20 protein-coding genes and 1 riboswitch are annotated in these 20,479 nt (G+C 59.3%); of the genes, 11 read left to right on the plus strand and 9 right to left on the minus strand.

Going from position 1 to position 20,479, the window contains the following annotated elements; genetic code table 11:
• Positions 1–7 precede the first annotated feature (7 nt).
• The 3 genes from F6R97_RS16790 to ahcY form a co-directional block, all read right to left on the minus strand.
• Positions 8–220, minus strand: a complete 213-nt coding sequence (locus F6R97_RS16790; RefSeq protein ID WP_156320511.1) for a hypothetical protein — start codon at positions 218–220, stop codon at positions 8–10.
• Entirely contained in the window at positions 193–1,038 is an 846-nt protein-coding gene (gene metF, locus F6R97_RS16795) for a methylenetetrahydrofolate reductase [NAD(P)H] (RefSeq protein WP_038981031.1), read from the minus strand. Before metF ends, F6R97_RS16790 begins: the two co-directional genes overlap by 28 nt.
• 160 nt (positions 1,039–1,198) lie before the next feature.
• Positions 1,199–2,608, minus strand: coding sequence for an adenosylhomocysteinase (ahcY, locus tag F6R97_RS16800; protein WP_007898042.1), 1,410 nt, complete (start codon positions 2,606–2,608; stop codon positions 1,199–1,201).
• A 23-nt stretch (positions 2,609–2,631) separates the two neighbouring features.
• Positions 2,632–2,730, minus strand: a riboswitch (S-adenosyl-L-homocysteine riboswitch).
• Positions 2,731–2,928: 198 nt separating this feature from the next.
• On the opposite strand from ahcY, the gene F6R97_RS16805 reads away from it, so the two are divergent.
• Together F6R97_RS16805 and F6R97_RS16810 are read left to right on the plus strand one after the other, a co-directional pair.
• Positions 2,929–3,333 (plus strand): acyl-CoA thioesterase, encoded by a 405-nt coding sequence (locus tag F6R97_RS16805; RefSeq protein WP_038981033.1) that lies wholly within the window; start codon positions 2,929–2,931, stop codon positions 3,331–3,333.
• Between the two features lie 204 nt (positions 3,334–3,537).
• Positions 3,538–4,425 carry a formate/nitrite transporter family protein gene (locus F6R97_RS16810; RefSeq protein WP_038981035.1) on the plus strand — a complete coding sequence of 296 codons (888 nt, stop codon included), beginning with the start codon at positions 3,538–3,540 and terminating at the stop codon, positions 4,423–4,425.
• A 62-nt stretch (positions 4,426–4,487) separates the two neighbouring features.
• Here F6R97_RS16810 and F6R97_RS16815 read toward each other — a convergent pair whose 3' ends face one another.
• The gene (locus F6R97_RS16815) at positions 4,488–5,657 is read right to left on the minus strand and encodes an MFS transporter (protein WP_008071958.1); all 1,170 of its coding nucleotides are present in this window, start codon (positions 5,655–5,657) and stop codon (positions 4,488–4,490) included.
• Positions 5,658–5,879: 222 nt separating this feature from the next.
• Between F6R97_RS16815 and F6R97_RS16820 the strand changes: the two genes are divergently transcribed.
• Together F6R97_RS16820 and F6R97_RS16825 are read left to right on the plus strand one after the other, a co-directional pair.
• On the plus strand, positions 5,880–6,713 hold the full coding sequence (locus tag F6R97_RS16820; RefSeq protein WP_038981038.1) for an EamA family transporter: 834 nt from the start codon (positions 5,880–5,882) through the stop codon (positions 6,711–6,713).
• A 50-nt stretch (positions 6,714–6,763) separates the two neighbouring features.
• Positions 6,764–7,147: an MAPEG family protein gene (locus F6R97_RS16825; protein WP_038981040.1), complete on the plus strand. Its 384-nt coding sequence runs from the start codon at positions 6,764–6,766 to the stop codon at positions 7,145–7,147.
• Between the two features lie 110 nt (positions 7,148–7,257).
• Here F6R97_RS16825 and F6R97_RS16830 read toward each other — a convergent pair whose 3' ends face one another.
• Positions 7,258–8,430, minus strand: a complete 1,173-nt coding sequence (locus F6R97_RS16830; RefSeq protein WP_315866839.1) for a murein transglycosylase A — start codon at positions 8,428–8,430, stop codon at positions 7,258–7,260.
• 128 nt (positions 8,431–8,558) lie between these two features.
• Between F6R97_RS16830 and F6R97_RS16835 the strand changes: the two genes are divergently transcribed.
• On the plus strand, positions 8,559–9,008 hold the full coding sequence (locus F6R97_RS16835; RefSeq protein WP_315866840.1) for a cytochrome c: 450 nt from the start codon (positions 8,559–8,561) through the stop codon (positions 9,006–9,008).
• Positions 9,009–9,107: 99 nt separating this feature from the next.
• On the opposite strand, the gene F6R97_RS16840 is transcribed toward F6R97_RS16835, so the two are convergent.
• The 4 genes from F6R97_RS16840 to F6R97_RS16855 all read right to left on the minus strand — a co-directional run bounded on the left by F6R97_RS16840 (position 9,108) and on the right by F6R97_RS16855 (position 13,719).
• Positions 9,108–9,503, minus strand: coding sequence for a DUF1090 domain-containing protein (locus F6R97_RS16840; RefSeq protein ID WP_048396359.1), 396 nt, complete (start codon positions 9,501–9,503; stop codon positions 9,108–9,110).
• A gap of 90 nt (positions 9,504–9,593) precedes the next feature.
• Entirely contained in the window at positions 9,594–11,273 is a 1,680-nt protein-coding gene (gene ligB / locus F6R97_RS16845; protein ID WP_315866841.1) for an NAD-dependent DNA ligase LigB, read from the minus strand.
• Between the two features lie 241 nt (positions 11,274–11,514).
• Positions 11,515–12,705, minus strand: a complete 1,191-nt coding sequence (gene metK / locus F6R97_RS16850) for a methionine adenosyltransferase (protein WP_038981049.1) — start codon at positions 12,703–12,705, stop codon at positions 11,515–11,517.
• 18 nt (positions 12,706–12,723) lie between these two features.
• Positions 12,724–13,719 (minus strand): ArsR/SmtB family transcription factor, encoded by a 996-nt coding sequence (locus F6R97_RS16855; RefSeq protein ID WP_038981051.1) that lies wholly within the window; start codon positions 13,717–13,719, stop codon positions 12,724–12,726.
• A gap of 273 nt (positions 13,720–13,992) precedes the next feature.
• Between F6R97_RS16855 and tkt the strand changes: the two genes are divergently transcribed.
• The 6 genes from tkt to fba all read left to right on the plus strand — a co-directional run bounded on the left by tkt (position 13,993) and on the right by fba (position 20,430).
• Positions 13,993–15,990: a transketolase gene (gene tkt / locus F6R97_RS16860; protein WP_038981054.1), complete on the plus strand. Its 1,998-nt coding sequence runs from the start codon at positions 13,993–13,995 to the stop codon at positions 15,988–15,990.
• A 192-nt stretch (positions 15,991–16,182) separates the two neighbouring features.
• Complete coding sequence (gene epd / locus F6R97_RS16865; RefSeq protein ID WP_038981056.1) at positions 16,183–17,244, plus strand: erythrose-4-phosphate dehydrogenase; 1,062 nt, start codon at positions 16,183–16,185, stop codon at positions 17,242–17,244.
• 25 nt (positions 17,245–17,269) lie between these two features.
• Positions 17,270–18,433 carry a phosphoglycerate kinase gene (locus F6R97_RS16870; RefSeq protein WP_038981058.1) on the plus strand — a complete coding sequence of 388 codons (1,164 nt, stop codon included), beginning with the start codon at positions 17,270–17,272 and terminating at the stop codon, positions 18,431–18,433.
• 34 nt (positions 18,434–18,467) lie between these two features.
• Entirely contained in the window at positions 18,468–18,689 is a 222-nt protein-coding gene (locus tag F6R97_RS16875; RefSeq protein ID WP_315866842.1) for a hypothetical protein, read from the plus strand.
• A 56-nt stretch (positions 18,690–18,745) separates the two neighbouring features.
• Positions 18,746–19,078, plus strand: a complete 333-nt coding sequence (locus F6R97_RS16880; protein ID WP_038981062.1) for an MliC family protein — start codon at positions 18,746–18,748, stop codon at positions 19,076–19,078.
• Between the two features lie 287 nt (positions 19,079–19,365).
• Positions 19,366–20,430 carry a class II fructose-bisphosphate aldolase gene (gene fba, locus F6R97_RS16885; RefSeq protein WP_007945427.1) on the plus strand — a complete coding sequence of 355 codons (1,065 nt, stop codon included), beginning with the start codon at positions 19,366–19,368 and terminating at the stop codon, positions 20,428–20,430.
• Positions 20,431–20,479: the final 49 nt, after the last annotated feature.

Below are 20,479 nucleotides of genomic sequence, written 5' to 3' on the forward strand. Positions count from 1 at the left end.
CTTGAGATTACGACGAGAAATCATAAAGAGCCAGAAACCGGATCCAGAAGCTCTGGCTCAAGGTATGGCTGCACAATAAAGGGGCGCCGGAAAGCAAAAGATCGCAGCCTTCGGCAGCTTCCACAGGCGCGTAGGAGCTGCCGAAGGCTGCGATCTTTTGATCTTGCCTTTGCTTTTGCTTCTGCTGTGTTTTTAACGCGGCAACTTCAGGTTGTTCCACACCGCCAGACTCGGCTCAGCCTGGTTCAGCGTGTAGAAATGCAGCCCTGGAGCGCCACCCTGCAGCAGGCGTTCGCACATCTCGGTGATGACTTGCTCACCAAAGCCTTGAATGCTTTGGGTGTCGTCGCCGTAGGCTTCCAGTTGCTTGCGGATCCAGCGCGGGATTTCCGCACCGCAAGCGTCGGAAAAGCGCGCGAGCTTGCTGTAGTTGGTGATCGGCATGATCCCTGGCACGATCGGGATGTTCACACCCTTCGCCCGTACACGCTCGACGAAGTAGAAGTAGCTGTCGGCGTTGAAGAAGTACTGGGTGATCGCACTGTTGGCGCCGGCGTTGGCCTTGCGCACGAAGTTGTTAAGATCGTCTTCAAAATTGCGCGCTTGCGGATGCATTTCCGGGTAAGCGGCGACTTCGATGTGGAAATGATCGCCGGTTTCTTCACGAATGAATTCAACCAGGTCATTGGCGTGACGCATCTCGCCGCTGGCCATGCCCATGCCCGAAGGCAGGTCACCGCGAAGCGCAACGATACGCGTGATGCCGGCTGCCTTGTACTGGCTCAGCAGGCCACGCAGGTCGTCCTTGCTGTCGCCCACGCAAGACAAATGCGGTGCGGCAGGGACTTTGACTTCGCTTTCAAGCTGCAACACGGTGTTGAGGGTGCGATCACGGGTCGAACCACCAGCGCCGTAGGTGCAGGAGAAGAAGTCAGGGTTGAAGGTCGCCAGATGACGGGCAGTGGCGATCAGTTTTTCATGCCCAGCATCGGTCTTCGTAGGGAAGAACTCGAAACTGTAGCGACGGTCTTGGGACATGGTCATATCCTTGGAAACACGTAAGCCGGACGCTTGCACATCCCAATGTGGGAGCGGGCTTGCTCGCGAAGGCGGTGGGTCAGACGACATTAATGTTGAATGTTAAACCGCCTTCGCGAGCAAGCCCGCTCCCACAAGGGAGAGCAGGCAGCAGGACCAATCAGTAGCGGTAAGCGTGCGGCTTGAACGGGCCTTCGACGGTCACGCCGATGTAGTCAGCCTGTTGCTTGGTCAGTTGAGTGACCACGCCACCGAAACCGCGGACCATTTCCAGGGCCACTTCTTCGTCGAGTTTCTTCGGCAGTACTTCAACGGTCAGGCGCTCGGCTTTCTGGGCTGGCGACAGGTCGGCGTACTTCTGGCCGAACAGGAAGATCTGGGCCAGAACCTGGTTGGCGAACGAACCGTCCATGATGCGGCTTGGGTGGCCAGTGGCATTGCCCAGGTTAACCAGACGGCCTTCGGCCAGCAGGATCAGGTAGTCGTCGTTCTGAGCGTCGAATGCGCCCGGGCCGGTACGATGAACCTTGTGAACCTGTGGCTTCACTTCTTCCCATGCCCAGTTCTTGCGCATGAAAGCGGTGTCGATTTCGTTGTCGAAGTGACCGATGTTGCAGACAACAGCGCGCTTCTTCAGGGCTTTGAGCATGTTTGCGTCGCAAACATTAACGTTGCCGGTGGTGGTCACGATCAGGTCGATCTTGCCCAGCAGTGCTTTGTCGATGCTCGCTTCGGTACCGTTGTTGATACCGTCGATGAACGGCGAAACCAGTTCGAAACCGTCCATGCAAGCTTGCATGGCGCAGATCGGGTCGACTTCGGAGACTTTAACGATCATGCCTTCCTGACGCAGGGACTGCGCCGAGCCCTTGCCCACGTCGCCGTAACCGATGACCAGCGCTTGCTTGCCGGACAGCAGGTGGTCGGTGCCGCGCTTGATCGCGTCGTTCAGGCTGTGACGGCAGCCGTACTTGTTGTCGTTCTTGCTCTTGGTCACCGAGTCGTTGACGTTGATGGCCGGGATTTTCAGCTCGCCCTTGGCCAGCATGTCCAGCAGGCGGTGAACGCCGGTGGTGGTTTCTTCGGTGACGCCGTGGACGCGGTCCAGGATAGCCGGATATTTCTTGTGCAGCAGCTCGGTCAGGTCGCCGCCGTCATCGAGGATCATGTTGGCATCCCAAGGCGCGCCATCTTTGAGGATGGTTTGCTCCAGGCACCACTCGTACTCTTCTTCAGTCTCGCCTTTCCAGGCGAAAACCGGGATACCGGCAGCAGCGATAGCGGCAGCGGCCTGGTCCTGAGTCGAGAAAATGTTGCAGGACGACCAACGCACTTCGGCACCCAGGGCAACCAGGGTTTCGATCAGCACGGCAGTCTGAATGGTCATGTGGATGCAGCCGAGGATCTTCGCGCCTTTGAGCGGCTGCTCGGCGGAATACTTGCGGCGCAGACCCATCAGGGCTGGCATTTCGGATTCGGCGATGATGGTTTCGCGACGGCCCCAGGCAGCCAGGGACATGTCGGCGACTTTGTAATCGTTAAAATCTACAGGCGTGATAACAGCGCTCATGAAGAGCCTCCATTCGTAATGTATGCGAATGGGCGCCGTTGTGCGTTTAGTGTCTGGCCGTGGCCAGTCAACGCCCCATCCGAGCCTGACAGGTCGAACCTGCTGCAGCGCCCCTCGGACAGGTGGCGGGAAAACGGTAGCAACCGAAGATGACCGTTTTGGAACGGTGGCGATTATAGCTGTGTAGACGATACTTCCAAAGCGTTTCTGCAGGTCAATGCCCGAACGGTAATCGAGACCATAGTCGATGCGTAATAGAGCTCTAGTCCGGGCTCTGCCATGATGGCCGGCATCAATCGGCAAGACGGTCAGGAGTGAGTATGAATTTCCACACCCGCAAATGGGTAAAACCCGAAGACCTCAACCCCAACGGCACGCTGTTCGGCGGCAGCCTGTTGCGCTGGATCGACGAAGAAGCGGCGATCTACGCCATCGTCCAGCTGGGTAATCAGCGCGTGGTCACCAAATACATTTCCGAAATCAATTTCGTCAGCGCCTCGCGCCAGGGCGACATCATCGAGCTTGGCATCACCGCCACCGAGTTCGGTCGCACCTCGATCACGCTGACCTGCGAAGTGCGTAACAAGATCACCCGCAAGAGCATCCTGACAGTAGAGAAGATGGTCTTCGTGAACCTGGGCGAAGACGGCCTGCCCGCGCCGCACGGCCGGACCGAGATCAGGTACGTCAAAGACCAGTTCAAGGATGATGACATCGGCGAGTGAAATCGGCGGCGCGGCCTTCGCGAGCAAGCCCGCTCCCACATTGAATCGCGTTGAACAATGATTCTGTGTGTTGCACAAATCGAGTGTGGGAGCGGGCTTGCTCGCGAAAGCGGTCTATCGGTTAAAGAGGATTTCATGGACCACTGAACAGCTCCGAACCCCGCGTGTCGTAATTAAACGACACGCCACTGGTTCAGGAGCTTTATGGACACGCCCAAAGACGGCAAGACCCCGGACCTCTCGGCACAAGAACAACGCGAGGTCGACAAGAACCAGCCACCGCGCGCGGCGGTGCTGCACGAAATCATTCGCACCCAAGGTGATAAGGAGCTTGAGCGTAGCGTTGCGGCGCTGTGGTGGTCGGCCCTGGCTGCGGGTTTGACCATGGGCTTGTCACTGATGGGCATGGGGCTGCTCAACTCGCGTCTGCCGGACGGCGAAGGCTTCAAGGTGATCGCCAGCTTCGGTTACTGCGCAGGTTTTCTCGCGGTGATTCTGGCTCGTCAGCAACTCTTTACCGAGAACACCCTGACCGCCGTGCTGCCAATCATGAGCAAGCCTACGCTGGGTAATTTCGGTCGGTTGTTTCGGCTGTGGTCGATCGTTCTGGTGGGCAACCTCTGCGGCACCTTGCTGGTGGCGTATGTGATGTTGCATCTGCCGATTTTCGACGCCAAGACCGACTTGGCCTTCCTCGACATCGGACGCAAGGTCATGGAGAACGACGCGAGCAAAATGTTCGCCAAAGGCATCATCTCTGGCTGGATGATCGCCACCATGGTCTGGATGATCCCGTCCATGGAAAGCGCCAAGATGTGGATCATCATCCTCATCACCTATTTCATGGCGCTGGGAGACTTCACTCACATCGTGGTCGGATCGGTCGAGGTCTCGTACCTGGTGTTTGCCGGCGAGTTGCCGTGGAAAGATTTCTGGCTGGTGTTCGCGGGTCCCACGCTAGTGGGGAACATCATCGGTGGCAGTTTTATCTTCGCGCTGATCAGTCACGCGCAGATTCGCAGTGAAAGCGGGCCGCCGAAGACATCTGCGGAACAGAGTCAGGAGCCCGAACCGCAGAAGACCAAAAAATGAAGGGTAAAGTACCTGCCAGTCAGTTAAGCGCAAGCCCGCTCCCACAAGTTTCTGGTCGGCATTTAGCCGGACACATTGACCGCGACAGCACTGCGGCGCTGCAGGTAGATGAAAAACAGCGCCGTCAGTACCGTCAACCCGCTGACCAGTGCGCCGGTCCACGGCAAATCCGCCAGGTCCGCGCCACTGGCCACAACCAGCCCGCCAATCCATGCCCCGGCTGCGTTGCCGAGATTGAATGCGCTTTGATTCAACGTCGATCCAAGGTTCGGCGCTTCATGAGCCTGATCGATGATCAGCAATTGCAAAATCGGGCACAGCGCGAACGCGAAGATGCCCCACAACACCAGCGTGATCGCCGCCGGGATCACTGAGTGACTGGTCTGACTGAAAGCGGCCAGCACGACGACCACAGCCAGGGCCATACCGACCAGAGAAGGCAGCAAACGACTGTCCGCCAGTCGGCCGCCAAGCATGCTGCCCGCCGTCAAGCCTACCCCGAACAACAGCAGCATGATGGTCACGCCATGCGGGCTGACACCGGTGATGTCTTGCAGAATCGGCGCGATATAGGTGAACACGCTGAACAGACTGGTGGACGCCAGCACGCTCATGCCCAGCGCCAGCAGCACGTTGACCTTGCCCAGCACTTTGAACTCGCTGGCCAGGTTGGCTTTGTCCATGGGGATTTCCTTGGGCAGCCAAACCCACTGTGCGATGGCCGCAATCACGCCGATCACCGAAACCGCCCAAAACGTCGAGCGCCAGCCGGCGTATTGCCCGAGCGCGGTGCCCAATGGAACGCCCAGCACGTTGGCCAGCGTCAGGCCGGTGAACATCATGGCAATCGCTTGGGCTCGTTTGTTCGGTGCCACCAAACCGGCAGCGACCACTGAACCGATGCCGAAAAACGCGCCATGGCACAACGCGGTGATCACTCGCGCGGCCATCAAAGTGGCGTAGTTCGGCGCCAGGGCGCAAAGGATATTGCCGAGAATGAACATCAGCGTCATGCCCAGCAGTGTGGCTTTGCGCGGCATGTTGGCCGTACCGACCGCGAGGATCGGCGCACCGAACACCACGCCCAGGGCGTAACCGGTGATGAGCAGGCCCGCGTGAGGAATGCTCACGGCGAGGTCGCGGGCGACATCGGGCAGCAAGCCCATGATGACGAATTCAGTGGTGCCGATTCCGAAGGCGGCAACGGCCAGTGCAAGCAAGGCGAGTGGCATGCGCAAGGTCTCTGTCGGTAGTCTTGACGCTTTGATCAGGCATACGCAGGCCGACGCCCGTTCTCGGTGAGAGCGGGCGGAGGCAGAAATTATTGGAATTAGTGTGTGCGCAACTGAGTGCGGCGTGGTCGCTTGCAGTATAAACAGCTGCGGACATATGGCGAATCAATTCTCTGCCCCGCCCTTGTCGGGGGAGGGTAAGGGCAAAATAAGGAGTGTGCCGTGCTTGCGACGGTTCTGGTGTTGGTGGCGGCGCTGTTGCACGCGGCGTGGAATACCCTGATCAAATTCAGCGCGGAGCGGCTGTTGGTGGTGGCTTGCATGGACAGCGTGGCGCTGCTGTTTGTCGCCCTGATGCTGCCCTTCGTGGCGCTGCCACCACTGGAAATGTGGTCGTGGATTCTCGCGTCGGCAGCATTCGAGTTGCTCTATCGCTACCTGTTGATCCAGGCCTATCGGGTCGGCGATCTCGGTCTGGTCTATCCCTTGATGCGTGGCCTGTCGCCGCTGGTGGTGCTGGCGCTGACGCTGATCTTCGCCGGGGAAGTGCTGACGGCTCAGCAGATCTTCGGGATTTTGCTGATCCCGTTCGGCATGTTGTGCTTGCTCTGGCAGGGCGGTGGCGGGGTGCGCCTGCCGTGGTCGATGCTGCCGGTGGTGGCGCTCATCGGGTTGTGCATCGGGTGCTACACCTTCATCGATGGCCAAGCCTTGCGCCGCTGGTCCCACCCATTGGACTACCTGGTTTGGGTCACCTTGCTCAGTGCCTGGCCGTTCCCATTGCTGGCGCTGGTACGCAAGCGGCCGGCGTTCATGCTGTTCTGGCGCGAGCAGTGGCGGTTGGGATTGGCGGTCGGGTTTTGCGTGCTGTTCAGCTACGCTCTGGTGCTGTGGGCCATGCAGCTCGGTTCCATTGCCGAAGCTGCGGCGTTGCGCGAGATCAGTGTGATTCTGGTGGTGCTGTTTGGGATGCGTTACCTGAAAGAACCTTTCGGCAGGCCCCGGCTCTTAGCCTGTGGACTGGTGCTGATCGGCATGTTGGTGATGAAGTTTTAGTCGCCCCTGATGGAATTCGATTTTCTATAACTTGAAGAAGGGACTGCGTTATGACGGTTGCTCTGTGGTGTATTTTGATTGCGATCTGCTTGCCTTACTTGTGCATAGGCATCGCCAAGGTCCGTGGCGGGTACGGGCTCAGACACAATCATGATCCTCGGGGGTTTCTCGACTCGCTGGAAGGCTTGGGCAAGCGGGCATATGCGGCGCAACTGAACAGTTTTGAAGTGACCCCCGCGTTTGCGGCGGCGGTAATTGTGGCTCACTTGGCCGGCAATGCCGAACTGGTGACGATCAATGTGCTGTCGGTGCTGTTTATCACCAGTCGGCTGCTCTTCATCATTTGCTATTTGGCGGATTGGGCGATTTTGCGGTCGTTGGTGTGGTTTGTGGGGATGGGGTTGATCATCAGTTTCTTTGTTGTGTCTGTTTAATAAAGCAAGATCAAAAGATCGCAGCCTTCGGCAGCTCCTACTGGGATCGACGCGATATTGCGACGAACGCGGTCAATGTAGGAGCTGGCGAAGCCTGCGATCTTTTTCTTTTAAAGTTTGTCAGCCACCTGCGGTACTTGAGGCAATGCCGCACCTTTAGGCCAAAGCATCCATATCTGCCCCTGCTGTTTCATGTCGCCGGCCAATTGCCCGGCTGCCTCGCCCGTGCCCCAGAACAGGTCCGCGCGGACCTCGCCGGCAATTGCGCCGCCAGTATCTTGCGCGGCCACCGGGCGTACCAACGCGCTGCCGTCCGGGCGTGTGGTGGATAACCACAACAGACTGCCGAGCGGAATCACCTTGCGGTCCACTGCCGCGCTATAACCTGCAGTCAGCGGTACGTTCAGCGAACCGCGCGGCCCTTCGTTGCTGTCGGGATTGCGGGTGAAGAACACGTAGCTGGGGTTGCTGCCGAGCAGTTCGGGAATGCGCATCGGATTGGCCTTGGCCCAAGTGCTGATAGTGCCCATGGTCACGTCTTCTTTCTTCAGCTCACCTTGGTCCACCAGCCAGCGGCCGATGGGTCGATACGGGTGGCCGTTCTGATCGGCATAACCGATGCGCAATTGACGACCGTCATCAAGCTGGATGCGCCCCGAGCCCTGGATTTGCAGGAACTGCAGGTTCATCGGGTCGGTCAGCCAGGCAATCACCGGCGCCTTCACGCCTTTGGTTTCAATCGTTGCCGCATCGTCGTACGGCTTGAGCACGCGACCTTCGAGTCTTCCGCGCAGGCGTTTGCCTTTGAGTTCTGGATAGATACTGTCCAGCGAGACGATGATCATGTCCTCGGGTACACCGTACACCGGGATGTTGGCTTCCTCGGTCTGGGTCAGACTGCCGGGGTACACCGGTTCGTAGTAACCGGTAATCAGACCGTTGGGGTTGTCATTGGCGGCACGCAGGCCATAGACGTCCAGGTTCTGTTTGAGAAAATCGCGGATGTCATTGGCGGTTGGCTGCACATTGGCGGAAGCCGCACAGGTGCCGCCCCAGACCGGGTCGGCCTTGAGTCGGGTGCAGGCGCTGCGCCACGAGCCGAAGCCGGCAACGAGGTCGTTGTCGGACACCGCCGGAAGCGCTTCCCAGGTGGCGCTGGAGTAGGTCGCCAGTGCGTGGGTTTTCGGTTTGCTGCTGTCGCCGCCGGTGCAACCTGCCAGCACGACCACCATCGGAAGGGTCCAGGCCAGATTGTGACGCCATGCCTTGAAACGGCTGTTCATGGAGTAATTCCTTTGTCGGTTGCCTGAGTGCTCCATGCGCTCAAACAACCCGTATTGATAATAGGGCTATTGGTCTTTGCCGGTGACGCGAGGATACTGGCCGCCGTTTCCAGTGACCTGAAGCCACCATGACTCTTAAAAGACTTTTTGTTGTATTGCTGGCCTGCCTGACCTTGTCCGCCTGCGGTGGTGTCGACCCGAACTCGCCGCTGGGTCAGCGCAAGGCGATTTTCAAGCAGATGCTCAAGACTGGCGAAGACCTGGGCGGTATGTTGCGTGGGCGTATTCCGTTCGATGGCTCGAAATTCGCCGACGGCGCCGTGAAACTCGATGCTTTGTCCCGTGAGCCGTGGAAGCATTTCCCGCAGGTGCGCGAAGAGGATCACACCAGCGCCAAGAATGATGTCTGGCAGAAGCAGGCACGCTTTCAGGAAATGGCTCGCACCCTTGAAGACGCCACCGGTGAACTGGTGATTGTCAGCAAGGTTCAGCCCTACAAGGTCAGCAACCTGGGGCCGGCGATACAGAAAGTCGAAGATGCTTGCAGTGCCTGCCATAAAGAGTTTCGGGATCATTGATTCCAGAAAAGATCGTAGCCTTCGGCAACTCCTACATGGGAGCGCGTACTCCTGTAGGAGCTGCCGAAGGCTGCGATCTTTTGATCTTGAAAGATCTTTTTACTTATCCAACTCATCCAACGCTTCCTGCAATTCCTTGCGCGATTGAGCCAGTTTGTCTTTGCGCTTGTTGATCTTCTCGGCGTCGCCTTTTTTCATCGCCTTCTCGAGATCGGCCTGACGCGTGCTGACTTCGTGCTTGGCGTCGAGCACCTTGTTTTCCCGTTCCTTCTTCAAGGAAGCGTCGGTGCAATGGGTAGTCACTTCGTTCAGGGCGGTTTCCAGGCCAGCCTGTTGATCGGCGTTGCCGCGGGACTTGGCCAGTTCAATCTGGTTGATGATGCCCTGTTTTTTAGCTGCACAGCCGGTCAGGCCCGGGGCATCTTCGTTGGCCATCAATGGAGCGGCCATCACGCTGCACAGGGTCAACACGGCGAGCGGTGAAAGAAGTTTCATAAAAGCTCCAGGTGAAAAATTCGATATAGCGATGGGCTGTTTGAGCGCACCGGCACCTTTGGGTTCCCGGCTCTCAGACAGGGCGGGCGTCTAGAAGCCATCAATCCCGGCAACACGTAATGTCTCACTCAAGGCCAGGACCTGCGGGTCGCGGAAAAATGCGCTCAATTGCGCTGCGCGCCCCGGGCCGATGCCGGCTTCGGCCTGCCATTGTTCGGTGTTTCGTTGTGCCAGCGCCTGCCATGAATCGGCGAGGCGTGCCTGGCCGGTCGGCGGCAAGCCCAGGGCTTTGAGCCAGCGAGCGAATGGGCGTTGCCGGGCGCTGTTGAAACTGTTCAAAAGACGAGCACTGCTGCGCTCACCGAAGCCGTCAATGTTAGCAAGCTCTTGCCCATCGAGGGTCATCCAATCGAGCAGACTGTCAAGGCGTTCGGCCTTGAGCAGTTTCTCCCAGGTGCCTGGTCCGACATGAGGCAAGGCCAGCCCCTGTTTGCCGCTGAGCCAACTCAGGCGTGCGAGGAATTGGCTTTCGCATCCTGGTGTCGGTTGCCAGCAGCTTAACGGATGAAAGTCTGCTGCCAGCGGCACATTCAATTCCGGGCGTTCAGTACTGCGCAATACGACACCATCGAGCCTGGGGATAGTCAGCCCCGCCAGGCTGATGGCGACTTGGTCGCCGGGCCGAATGTCCAGCGCTTCCCAGCGTTGCAGGGAACTGACACTCACGCGCTTGATCTGTCGGTCATCGAGCATCACCGGTACCAGATCCAGCACCGGTGTGATCCGGCCGGTTCGTCCGATCTTGAAGTGGACCTTGCGCACCTCGGCCAGCGCCTGGGCAAAAGGGTATTTCCAAGCGACGCTCCAATAAGGAGTTTTCGCCTGCCAGCGCTCGGCCGGTGGGCGTTGGTCCTGGCGCAACACGACCCCATCGCTGGCAAAGGGCAGGGGCGAGCGATACCAGTGATCGCGCCAGCGTTCGGCATCGGCAAATGCCTTGATCGGCTGACTGTAGGGCGCCGTGCTCGGGAACCCCAATTCATCCAGGGCCGCCACCCGGGCCGGCAGGTTTTTCGGGCCTTGCGGCCAGTCCCAGACAAACAACCCGATGCCGGCGGCTTGCTCGGTGCTCAGTGCCTTGCGTGCCATCAACCCGGCCACCGTGGCGCGGGCATTGAGGCTGCCGGCCTGGGCTTGTACGTGTTCGCTCAGGCGCCAATAGAGTTCGCCTTGCAGCAACAAATCCAGTGGCTGCGGAAGCTTTTGAGGGATGGCGGCGATCTGGCGCGCCGAGGCAGTCCAGTCCTGGCCGTTTACCCCGTCTCCCCGGCTGATCGCCTGATGCAGCCAGCCGTTGCGATAGACCAATGTCACCGCCACACCGTCGACCTTGGGCTGAACCCAGGCCTCTCCCCGATCTTTTAGCCAAGCTTCGACGGCGCGCCCATCGCGCAGTTTTTCCAGGCCGGTGTGGGCGATGGGGTGAGCAACCGTGCCGCCGGCCGTGCGCAATGGTTCGGCGGAGAGGCCTGAATCAAAACATTCACGCCATTCGGTCAGTCGCGCACGGGACTGATCGTAGAGTTCATCGGCGATCAGCGACTGGCCTTCACGGTGGTAGCTGTCGTCCCAGCGATCGATTTGCAGTTGCAGGGTGGTGATTTCTTCCTGCGCGCGGGCCGGTGGCCAGTCAGGGCATCCGGCGGCATTGGCGGTCAGGCAGGCGACGGTCAGCAGGAAGCAGAAAAACAGGCGCAGGTTAGGCAGCATCGAGAGCGTCCTTGCTCGTTGGGATGCTTTCAAGGCTAGTCAGTTTTCGGGTTTGGGTTGCAAGGGTGTAATTCTGCGTATTTCGATATAGGAAGATCAAAAGATCGCAGCCTTCGGCAGCTCCTACAGGTGTACGCCATTCCCTTGTAGGAGCTGCCGAAGGCTGCGATCTTTTGATCTTCCTCATGAAAAAGCCCCGCACGGCGAACCGTGCGGGGCTTTGGGTACCGCAGGAAAAGTCTTACAGGCCAGCTGCGACACGCAGGTCGTCGGCGCGGTCGGTTTTTTCCCAGGTGAACGTGGTGAACGTATCGTCGCCCACGGTCTTGGTGGCCGGAGTGCGACCGAAGTGGCCGTACGCAGCGGTTTCCTGGTACATCGGGTGCAGCAGGTCGAGCATGGTGGTGATCGCGTATGGACGCAGGTCGAACACTTCGCGAACCAGTTTGACGATTTTGTCGTCGCTGATTTTGCCGGTGCCGAAGGTGTTCACCGAAATCGACGTAGGCTGCGCCACACCAATCGCGTAGGAAACCTGAATCTCGCAACGCTCGGCCAGGCCGGCAGCGACGATGTTCTTGGCCACGTAACGACCGGCGTAAGCTGCCGAACGGTCAACCTTCGATGGATCCTTGCCGGAGAACGCGCCACCGCCGTGACGGGCCATGCCGCCGTAGCTGTCGACGATGATCTTGCGACCGGTCAGGCCGCAGTCGCCAACCGGGCCACCGATGATGAATTGGCCGGTCGGGTTGATGTGGAACTGGGTGTCCTTGGACAGCAGCTCGGCAGGCAGTACGTGCTTGACGATCAGTTCCATCACGCCTTCGCGCAGATCTTTGTACGATACGTCAGGGTTGTGCTGGGTCGACAGTACAACGGCGTCGATACCGACAACCTTGCCGCCTTCGTAACGGCAAGTCACTTGCGACTTGGCGTCCGGACGCAGCCAAGGCAGCAGGCCGGATTTACGGGCTTCAGCCTGACGTTGAACCAATTGGTGCGAGAAGGTGATCGGTGCTGGCATCAGCACGTCGGTTTCGTTGCTGGCGTAGCCGAACATCAGGCCCTGGTCGCCGGCGCCCTGATCTTCAGGCTTGGCACGATCGACACCTTGGTTGATGTCAGGGGACTGCTTGCCGATGATGTTCATCACGCCGCAGGTCGCGCCGTCGAAACCGACATTGGAGCTGTTGTAGCCGATGTCGAGAATCACGTTACGGACGATGTCTTCCAGATCGACCCAGGCCGACGTGGTGACTTCACCTGCGATGATTGCCACGCCGGTTTTCACCAGCGTTTCGCACGCCACGCGGGCGAACTTGTCTTCAGCAATGATGGCGTCCAGCACCGCATCGGAAATCTGGTCGGCGATTTTGTCCGGATGCCCTTCAGACACGGACTCGGAGGTGAAGAGGGAGTATTCGCTCATCTCGATTTTTTCCTGAATTTACCGATGGTGAGTGTCGCCAGCCGGTCGCTGAAAATGGCGGACCTGAATCTGGAAACCATTACGTAAGCCTACATAGAGGCTTTCCCCGGGAACGAGTCCCGCAGCGGTGGCCCAACGGGCCAGATCGTCCTGTTCAAACCCCAACCACAGATCACCGCAGGCCTCCCTGGCCCAACTCTGGTTGTGGCTACATAACTCTGTCACGAGCAGGCTGCCGCCCGGTTGCAGCAAGTCGGCCATGCGCTTGAGTGCTTCGGCCGGCGCGGCGAAATGGTGCAGTACCATGTTCAGTACAACGCAATCAGCCTTGAGGCTTATACCGTTCAATGCATCGGCCAATTGCAGGCTGACGTTAGCCAGCATTTCACGTTCACAGATCTGGCGGGCCAGATCGAGCATCGCCGGGCTGTTGTCCAGCGCCGTGACTTGGGCGAAACGACGCGCCAGCTCCGGCAGAAAACCGCCATCGCCAGGACCCACTTCGATGGCTGTGGCGTCGGGGCCGAAACTCAGCTTGTCGAGCAATGCCACCACGCTTTCGCGGTATTGCGGCAGGCCGGCGATCAAGTCTTGCTGGGCGCGAAACTTCTCCGCAACCCGTGAGAAAAAGTCCTGGCTGGCCGCCGCCCGTTGCCCATGGACCTGACCGATCCGCGACTGAACGTCAGTCGGCAGGGTCAGGTTGTCCACTTCTTCCAGCAGCGCGGCATGCAGCTTGCCGCCCAGCAGATCGGTATGGGGCAGGGCGCGACGGTAGAAAATCGCATTGCCTTCACGGCGGGTCGCCACCAGGTTGGCTTGGGCCAAAACCTTGAGGTGATGACTCATGCCGGACTGGCCGATGCCGAAGATCTGCGCCAGTTCCAGTACGCCGAACGAGTCGTTGGCCAGCGCGCGCAATACATTCAGCCGCAGAGGATCGCCGCCGGCCTTGCACAGGGCCGCCAGCTCATCGCAATCGTCATGTCGAATGGAAGGTGCGCGTAAATTCATAAGGCCAGCAGTCTAGTGACGGTCAGAAATCACCGCAAGAGCAATATCAAAAAGTTTTGATATTGCTCGATAGATGGCACTTCTCAGCGTTAGGTTCAGTCAGCAAACGAACGGCGGAAAGGTTTCACCCGTCGAATACGTCGTTATCCATTGGAAAAACGCCTTCAGATGACTATCTGTCATTGCCCCGAGGCGGGTGGGTGAGGGAAAATGCTCGCCTTTTTTCCGTTTCGTTTTATTCACTCTCGATTCAATATCCGCAGGAGAACAGCGATGCCCAGCCGTCGTGAGCGTGCCAACGCCATTCGTGCCCTCAGCATGGATGCCGTGCAAAAAGCCAACAGCGGCCATCCCGGTGCCCCTATGGGTATGGCAGATATCGCCGAAGTACTTTGGCGTGACTACCTGAAGCACAACCCGAGCAATCCATCGTTCGCCGACCGTGACCGCTTCGTGCTGTCCAACGGTCACGGTTCGATGCTGATCTACTCGCTGCTGCACCTGACCGGCTACGACCTGTCGATCGATGACCTGAAAAACTTCCGCCAGCTGCACAGCCGCACCCCGGGTCACCCGGAATTCGGTTACACCCCGGGCGTTGAAACCACCACCGGTCCACTGGGCCAAGGCCTGGCCAACGCCGTGGGTTTCGCCCTGGCAGAAAAAGTCCTGGCAGCGCAGTTCAACCGTCCCGGCCATAACGTCGTCGATCACCACACCTATGTGTTCCTGGGTGATGGCTGCATGATGGAAGGCATTTCCCACGAAGTCAGCTCCCTGGCCGGTACGCTGGGCCTGGGCAAACTGATCGCCTTCTACGACGACAACGGCATCTCCATCGACGGCGAAGTCGAAGGCTGGTTCACCGATGACACACCGAAGCGTTTCGAGTCCTACAACTGGCAAGTGATCCGCAACGTCGACGGTCATGACCCGGAAGAAATCAAGATCGCCATCGACACGGCGCGCAAAAGCGAGCAGCCAACGCTGATCTGCTGCAAGACCACCATTGGCTTCGGTTCGCCGAACAAGCAAGGCAAGGAAGACTGCCACGGCGCCCCATTGGGTGACGCGGAAATCGCTCTGACCCGTGAAGCACTGAAGTGGAACCACGGCCCGTTCGAAATCCCGGCCAACATCTATGCCGAGTGGGATGCCAAGGAATCCGGTCGCGCTGCCGAAGCCGAGTGGGATCAACGCTTCGCTGCTTACTCCGCGGCTTTCCCTGAGTTGGCCAACGAGCTGGTTCGTCGCCTGAGCGGTGACCTGCCGACTGACTTCGCTGAAAAAGCTTCTGCCTACATCGCTGAAGTCGCAGCCAAGGGCGAAACCATCGCCAGCCGTAAAGCCAGCCAGAACGCCCTGAATGCGTTCGGCCCGCTGCTGCCGGAACTGCTCGGCGGTTCGGCTGACCTGGCCGGCTCCAACCTGACCCTGTGGAAAGGTTGCAAAGGCGTCACCGCCGAAGACGCCAGCGGCAACTACATGTACTACGGCGTTCGCGAGTTCGGCATGAGCGCGATCATGAACGGCGTAGCCCTGCACGGTGGCCTGGTGCCTTACGGCGCGACCTTCCTGATGTTCATGGAATACGCCCGCAACGCAGTGCGCATGTCGGCGTTGATGAAGAAACGCATCATCTATGTGTTCACCCACGACTCCATCGGTCTGGGCGAAGACGGCCCGACTCACCAGCCGATCGAGCAACTGGCCAGCCTGCGCTGCACGCCGAACCTCGACACCTGGCGTCCAGCCGATGCCGTTGAATCGGCGGTGGCCTGGAAATCTGCTCTGGAGCGTGACGACGGTCCGTCGGCACTGATCTTCTCCCGTCAGAACCTGCAGCACCAGACCCGCAATGCGATCCAGATCGAAGAGATCGCGCGTGGCGGCTACGTGCTGAAAGACTGCGCAGGCGAGCCTGAGCTGATCCTGATTGCTACCGGTTCGGAAGTCGGCCTGGCCGTTCAAGCCTTCGACAAACTGACCGAGCAAGGCCGCAAGGTGCGTGTTGTTTCGATGCCGTGCACCAGCGTCTTTGAAGCCCAGGACGCCGGCTACAAGCAAGCGGTTCTGCCATTGCAGGTCAGCGCACGTATCGCCATCGAGGCCGCCCACGCGGACTACTGGTACAAGTACGTGGGCCTGGAAGGCCGCGTGATCGGCATGACCACCTACGGCGAGTCGGCGCCTGCGCCTGCCTTGTTCGAAGAGTTCGGCTTCACCCTGGAAAACATCCTGGGTCAGGCTGAAGAGCTGCTGGAAGACTAAGTCCGACAGTTGCGTTGTCTGTGCTGACGTCTTCGCGGGCAAGCCTCGCTCCTACAGGGTCATGTGTTGTCTGCCGGATTGGAAATCATCCAATTCCACAGACAAGTGATCTGTAGGAGCGAGGCTTGCCCGCGAAGGCAATTGAACATTCAACGCAACACTGACGGATTCACCACGGTAATCGAGAACCCCATGCCTCAACCGCGTCCTTACAAAGTTGCACTCAACGGCTACGGCCGGATTGGTCGTTGCGTCTTGCGTGCGTTGTTTGAGCGAGGCTCGACGGCTGGGTTTGAAATTGTCGCGATCAACGATCTGGCCGACATGGCCAGCATCGAATACCTGACACGCTTCGACTCCACTCACGGGCGGTTTCCCGGCGAAGTGAAGGTCGAGGGCGATTGTCTGCATATTAATGGCAACTGCGTGAAGGTTTTGCGCAGTGCCACCCCCGAAGGCATCGATTGGGCGTCACTGGGCGTCGATCTGGTGTTGGAGTGCTCCGGCGCTTACCACACCCGTCAGGACGGCCAGCGTTTCCTCGATGCTGGCGCACCACGGGTGCTGTTCTCCCAGCCGATGGCCAGCGAGGCGGATGTCGACGCGACCATCGTCTACGGTGTGAACCAGGATTGCCTGACCGGCGACGAGCTGCTGGTGTCCAACGCCTCCTGCACCACCAACTGCGGCGTGCCGCTGTTGCGCCTGCTGAATCAGGCCATTGGTCTGGAATATGTGTCGATCACCACCATCCACTCGGCAATGAACGATCAACCGGTGATCGACGCCTATCACCACGAAGACCTGCGCCGCACCCGTTCGGCGTTCCAGTCGGTGATTCCGGTGTCCACTGGTCTGGCGCGAGGCATTGAACGCCTGCTGCCGGAACTTGCCGGGCGAATTCAGGCCAAAGCCGTGCGGGTGCCGACGGTTAACGTGTCCTGCCTCGACATTACGATGCAGACCGTAAGCGATACCGACGCCACCGAGGTCAACCGGATTCTGCGCGAGGCCGCCACCCATGGCCCGCTCAAGGGCCTTCTGGCCTACACCGAGTTGCCTCACGCCAGTTGTGATTTCAATCATGACCCACATTCGGCCATCGTCGATGCCAGTCAGACCCGCGTTTCCGGCCCACGGCTGGTGAACATCCTGGCGTGGTTCGACAACGAATGGGGTTTTGCCAATCGAATGCTGGACGTTGCAGAACACTATTTGCAAACAGCTGCACCACAACCAAAACCTGCTCTCTAAAACAGCTATCCAGGAAATGCGACCCATGACCGTGTTGAAGATGACCGACCTCGATCTGCAAGGTAAGCGCGTACTGATCCGCGAAGACCTCAACGTCCCAGTCAAGGATGGTGTTGTCACCAGCGATGCGCGAATCCTGGCTTCGCTGCCGACCATCAAGCTGGCCCTGGAAAAAGGCGCGGCCGTGATGGTCTGCTCGCACCTTGGCCGTCCGACCGAAGGCGAGTTCTCGGCCGAGAACAGCCTCAAGCCAGTGGCTGACTACTTGAGCAAGGCCTTGGGCCGCGAAGTGCCGCTGGTGTCCGATTACCTGAGTGGCGTCGACGTGAAAGCCGGCGACATCGTGCTGTTCGAAAACGTGCGCTTCAACAAGGGCGAAAAAAAGAACGCTGACGAACTGGCCAAGCAATACGCCGCCCTGTGCGACGTGTTTGTGATGGACGCCTTCGGCACCGCTCACCGCGCCGAGGGTTCGACCCATGGCGTGGCCAAGTTCGCCAAAGTCGCCGCCGCTGGCCCGTTGCTGGCCGCCGAACTGGATGCACTGGGCAAAGCCCTGGGCGCCCCGGCGCAGCCAATGGCCGCTATCGTTGCCGGCTCCAAAGTGTCGACCAAACTCGACGTGCTCAACAGCCTGAGCCAGATCTGCAACCAGCTGATCGTCGGTGGCGGCATCGCCAACACTTTCCTGGCCGCTGCCGGTCATCCGGTCGGCAAATCCTTGTACGAACCGGACCTGCTGGACACCGCCCGCGAAATCGCCGCCAAGGTCAGCGTGCCATTGCCGGTGGACGTGGTGGTTGCCAAGGAATTCGCTGAAAGCGCGACCGCGACCGTCAAGCTGATCGCCGACGTGGCCGCCGACGACATGATCCTGGACATCGGCCCACAGACCGCGGCGAATTTCGCCGAGCTGCTGAAGTCGTCCAAGACCATCCTGTGGAACGGCCCGGTGGGCGTGTTCGAATTCGACCAGTTCGGTAACGGCACCAAAGTGCTGGCCCAGGCCATCGCGGAAAGCTCGGCATTCTCCATCGCTGGCGGCGGCGACACCTTGGCGGCTATCGATAAATATGGCGTTGCCGAGCAAATCTCCTACATTTCTACCGGCGGCGGCGCGTTCCTCGAATTCGTCGAAGGCAAAGTGCTGCCGGCCGTTGAAGTCCTGGAAAGCCGGGCCAAGGCCTGAGGCCGCGCATTTGACCAGGCAAAGGAGTGTTCAGATGGTCAGGACCTTAATGCTGTTGATCGTCGCGGGTATGCTGGCGGCTTGCGGGAGTAACCCGAAAGCCACGCCGGAACCCGCGCCGCAAACACAGGAAAAAGGCTGCTACCAGGCCGATTGGCAGGCGGAAACCAACCCGGTGATCAACAAGCGTTCCGGGCCCGATGGCCTGGAGAAATACGAGACACAGGCCCCAACCAAGGAACATGGTTGCCCTTGAGGGGTCTGACTCTTTACTCAAGGCTGGCGGCGTGTGCCGTCAGTCGAGGAACACGGATGAAACGCTTTATCGCCGTTGCAGCACTGGCATTGCTGGCAGGTTGCGCCAATTTGAACCTGTTCAACGCTGCCGAGCCAGCGGACAGCTGGACCACCTGGACCTGCGACAGCCAGGCCAAAGTGCTATGGCGCTACACTGACGTCAGCCGCAAGGAAGTCGACGTTCGCCTGGGCGGTGCCGATCAGGTCTACCGCTTGAAGCTTGAACCGGGCGCCGAAGGTTCGCTGTACAGCAACGACATGCTGGCGTTTCACGTAAAAGGTGAGGAGGGCCTGGTGTACTGGGTCGCCACCAATGATTTGATTGGCCGCGGTTGTAAAGCCGAGTAAGACACAAGCGGGCTTTTGTGGCGAGGGGGCTTGCCCCCGTTGGAGTGCGAAGCACTCCCGAAGCCAGCAGGCGCGGTGCTTCAGTTAAAGCGCGTCATCCGATTTGCGACTGCTTCGCAGCCGAACGGGGGCAAGCCCCCTCGCCACAAGGTTTCAGCGACACAAGGTTTTTGGCAACACCGAATTCGCAGCCCGGGCCAACCCCCGATCTGCAATAACTTGAATAGCCGCCGCCGCTACGGCAGGCTGGCACGATTAACGACCCTCAACCGGGAGAGACACACACAATGGCACTTATCAGCATGCGCCAGATGCTGGACCACGCAGCCGAGTTCGGCTACGGCGTTCCAGCCTTCAACGTCAACAACCTTGAGCAGATGCGCGCCATCATGGAAGCCGCTGACAAGACTGACTCCCCGGTGATCGTCCAGGCTTCGGCCGGTGCTCGCAAATACGCCGGTGCACCGTTCCTGCGTCACCTGATCCTGGCGGCAATCGAAGAATTCCCGCACATTCCGGTGTGCATGCACCAGGACCACGGCACCAGCCCTGACGTCTGCCAGCGCTCCATCCAACTGGGCTTCAGCTCGGTGATGATGGACGGTTCCCTTGGCGAAGACGGCAAGACCCCAACCGACTACGACTACAACGTCCGCGTTACCCAACAAACCGTCGCCATGGCTCACGCCTGCGGCGTATCGGTAGAAGGCGAGCTGGGCTGCCTGGGTTCGCTGGAAACCGGCATGGCCGGTGAAGAAGACGGCATCGGCGCCGAAGGCGTTCTGGATCACAGCCAAATGCTGACCGACCCGGAAGAAGCCGCTGACTTCGTCAAACGCACCCAGGTCGATGCCCTAGCCATCGCCATCGGCACCAGCCACGGCGCCTACAAGTTCACCAAGCCACCTACCGGTGACGTGCTGGCCATCGACCGCATCAAAGAAATCCACAAACGCATCCCGAACACCCACCTGGTGATGCACGGTTCGTCCTCCGTGCCACAAGAGTGGCTGGCGATCATCAACCAGTACGGTGGCGACATCAAAGAAACCTACGGCGTACCGGTTGAAGAAATCGTCGAAGGCATCAAGCACGGCGTGCGCAAGGTCAACATCGACACCGACCTGCGCCTGGCCTCCACCGGTGCAATGCGTCGCCTGATGGCTACCAACCCTAGCGAGTTCGACCCGCGTAAGTTCTTCGGCGCGACCGTGACTGCCATGCGTGATGTGTGTATTGACCGTTACAACCAATTTGGTACAGCGGGCAACGCTTCGAAGATCAAGCCGATCTCGTTGGAAGGGATGTACCAGCGTTATCTGAAGGGTGAGTTGAACGCTAAGGTGAACTGAGCCTGAGCGTTAAACTGTGTTGATAAAGAACCCGCCGAGAGGCGGGTTT

It is taken from the genome of Pseudomonas sp. JV414, assembly GCF_032424305.1.
In the GTDB taxonomy this organism is placed as follows: domain Bacteria; phylum Pseudomonadota; class Gammaproteobacteria; order Pseudomonadales; family Pseudomonadaceae; genus Aquipseudomonas; species Aquipseudomonas lini.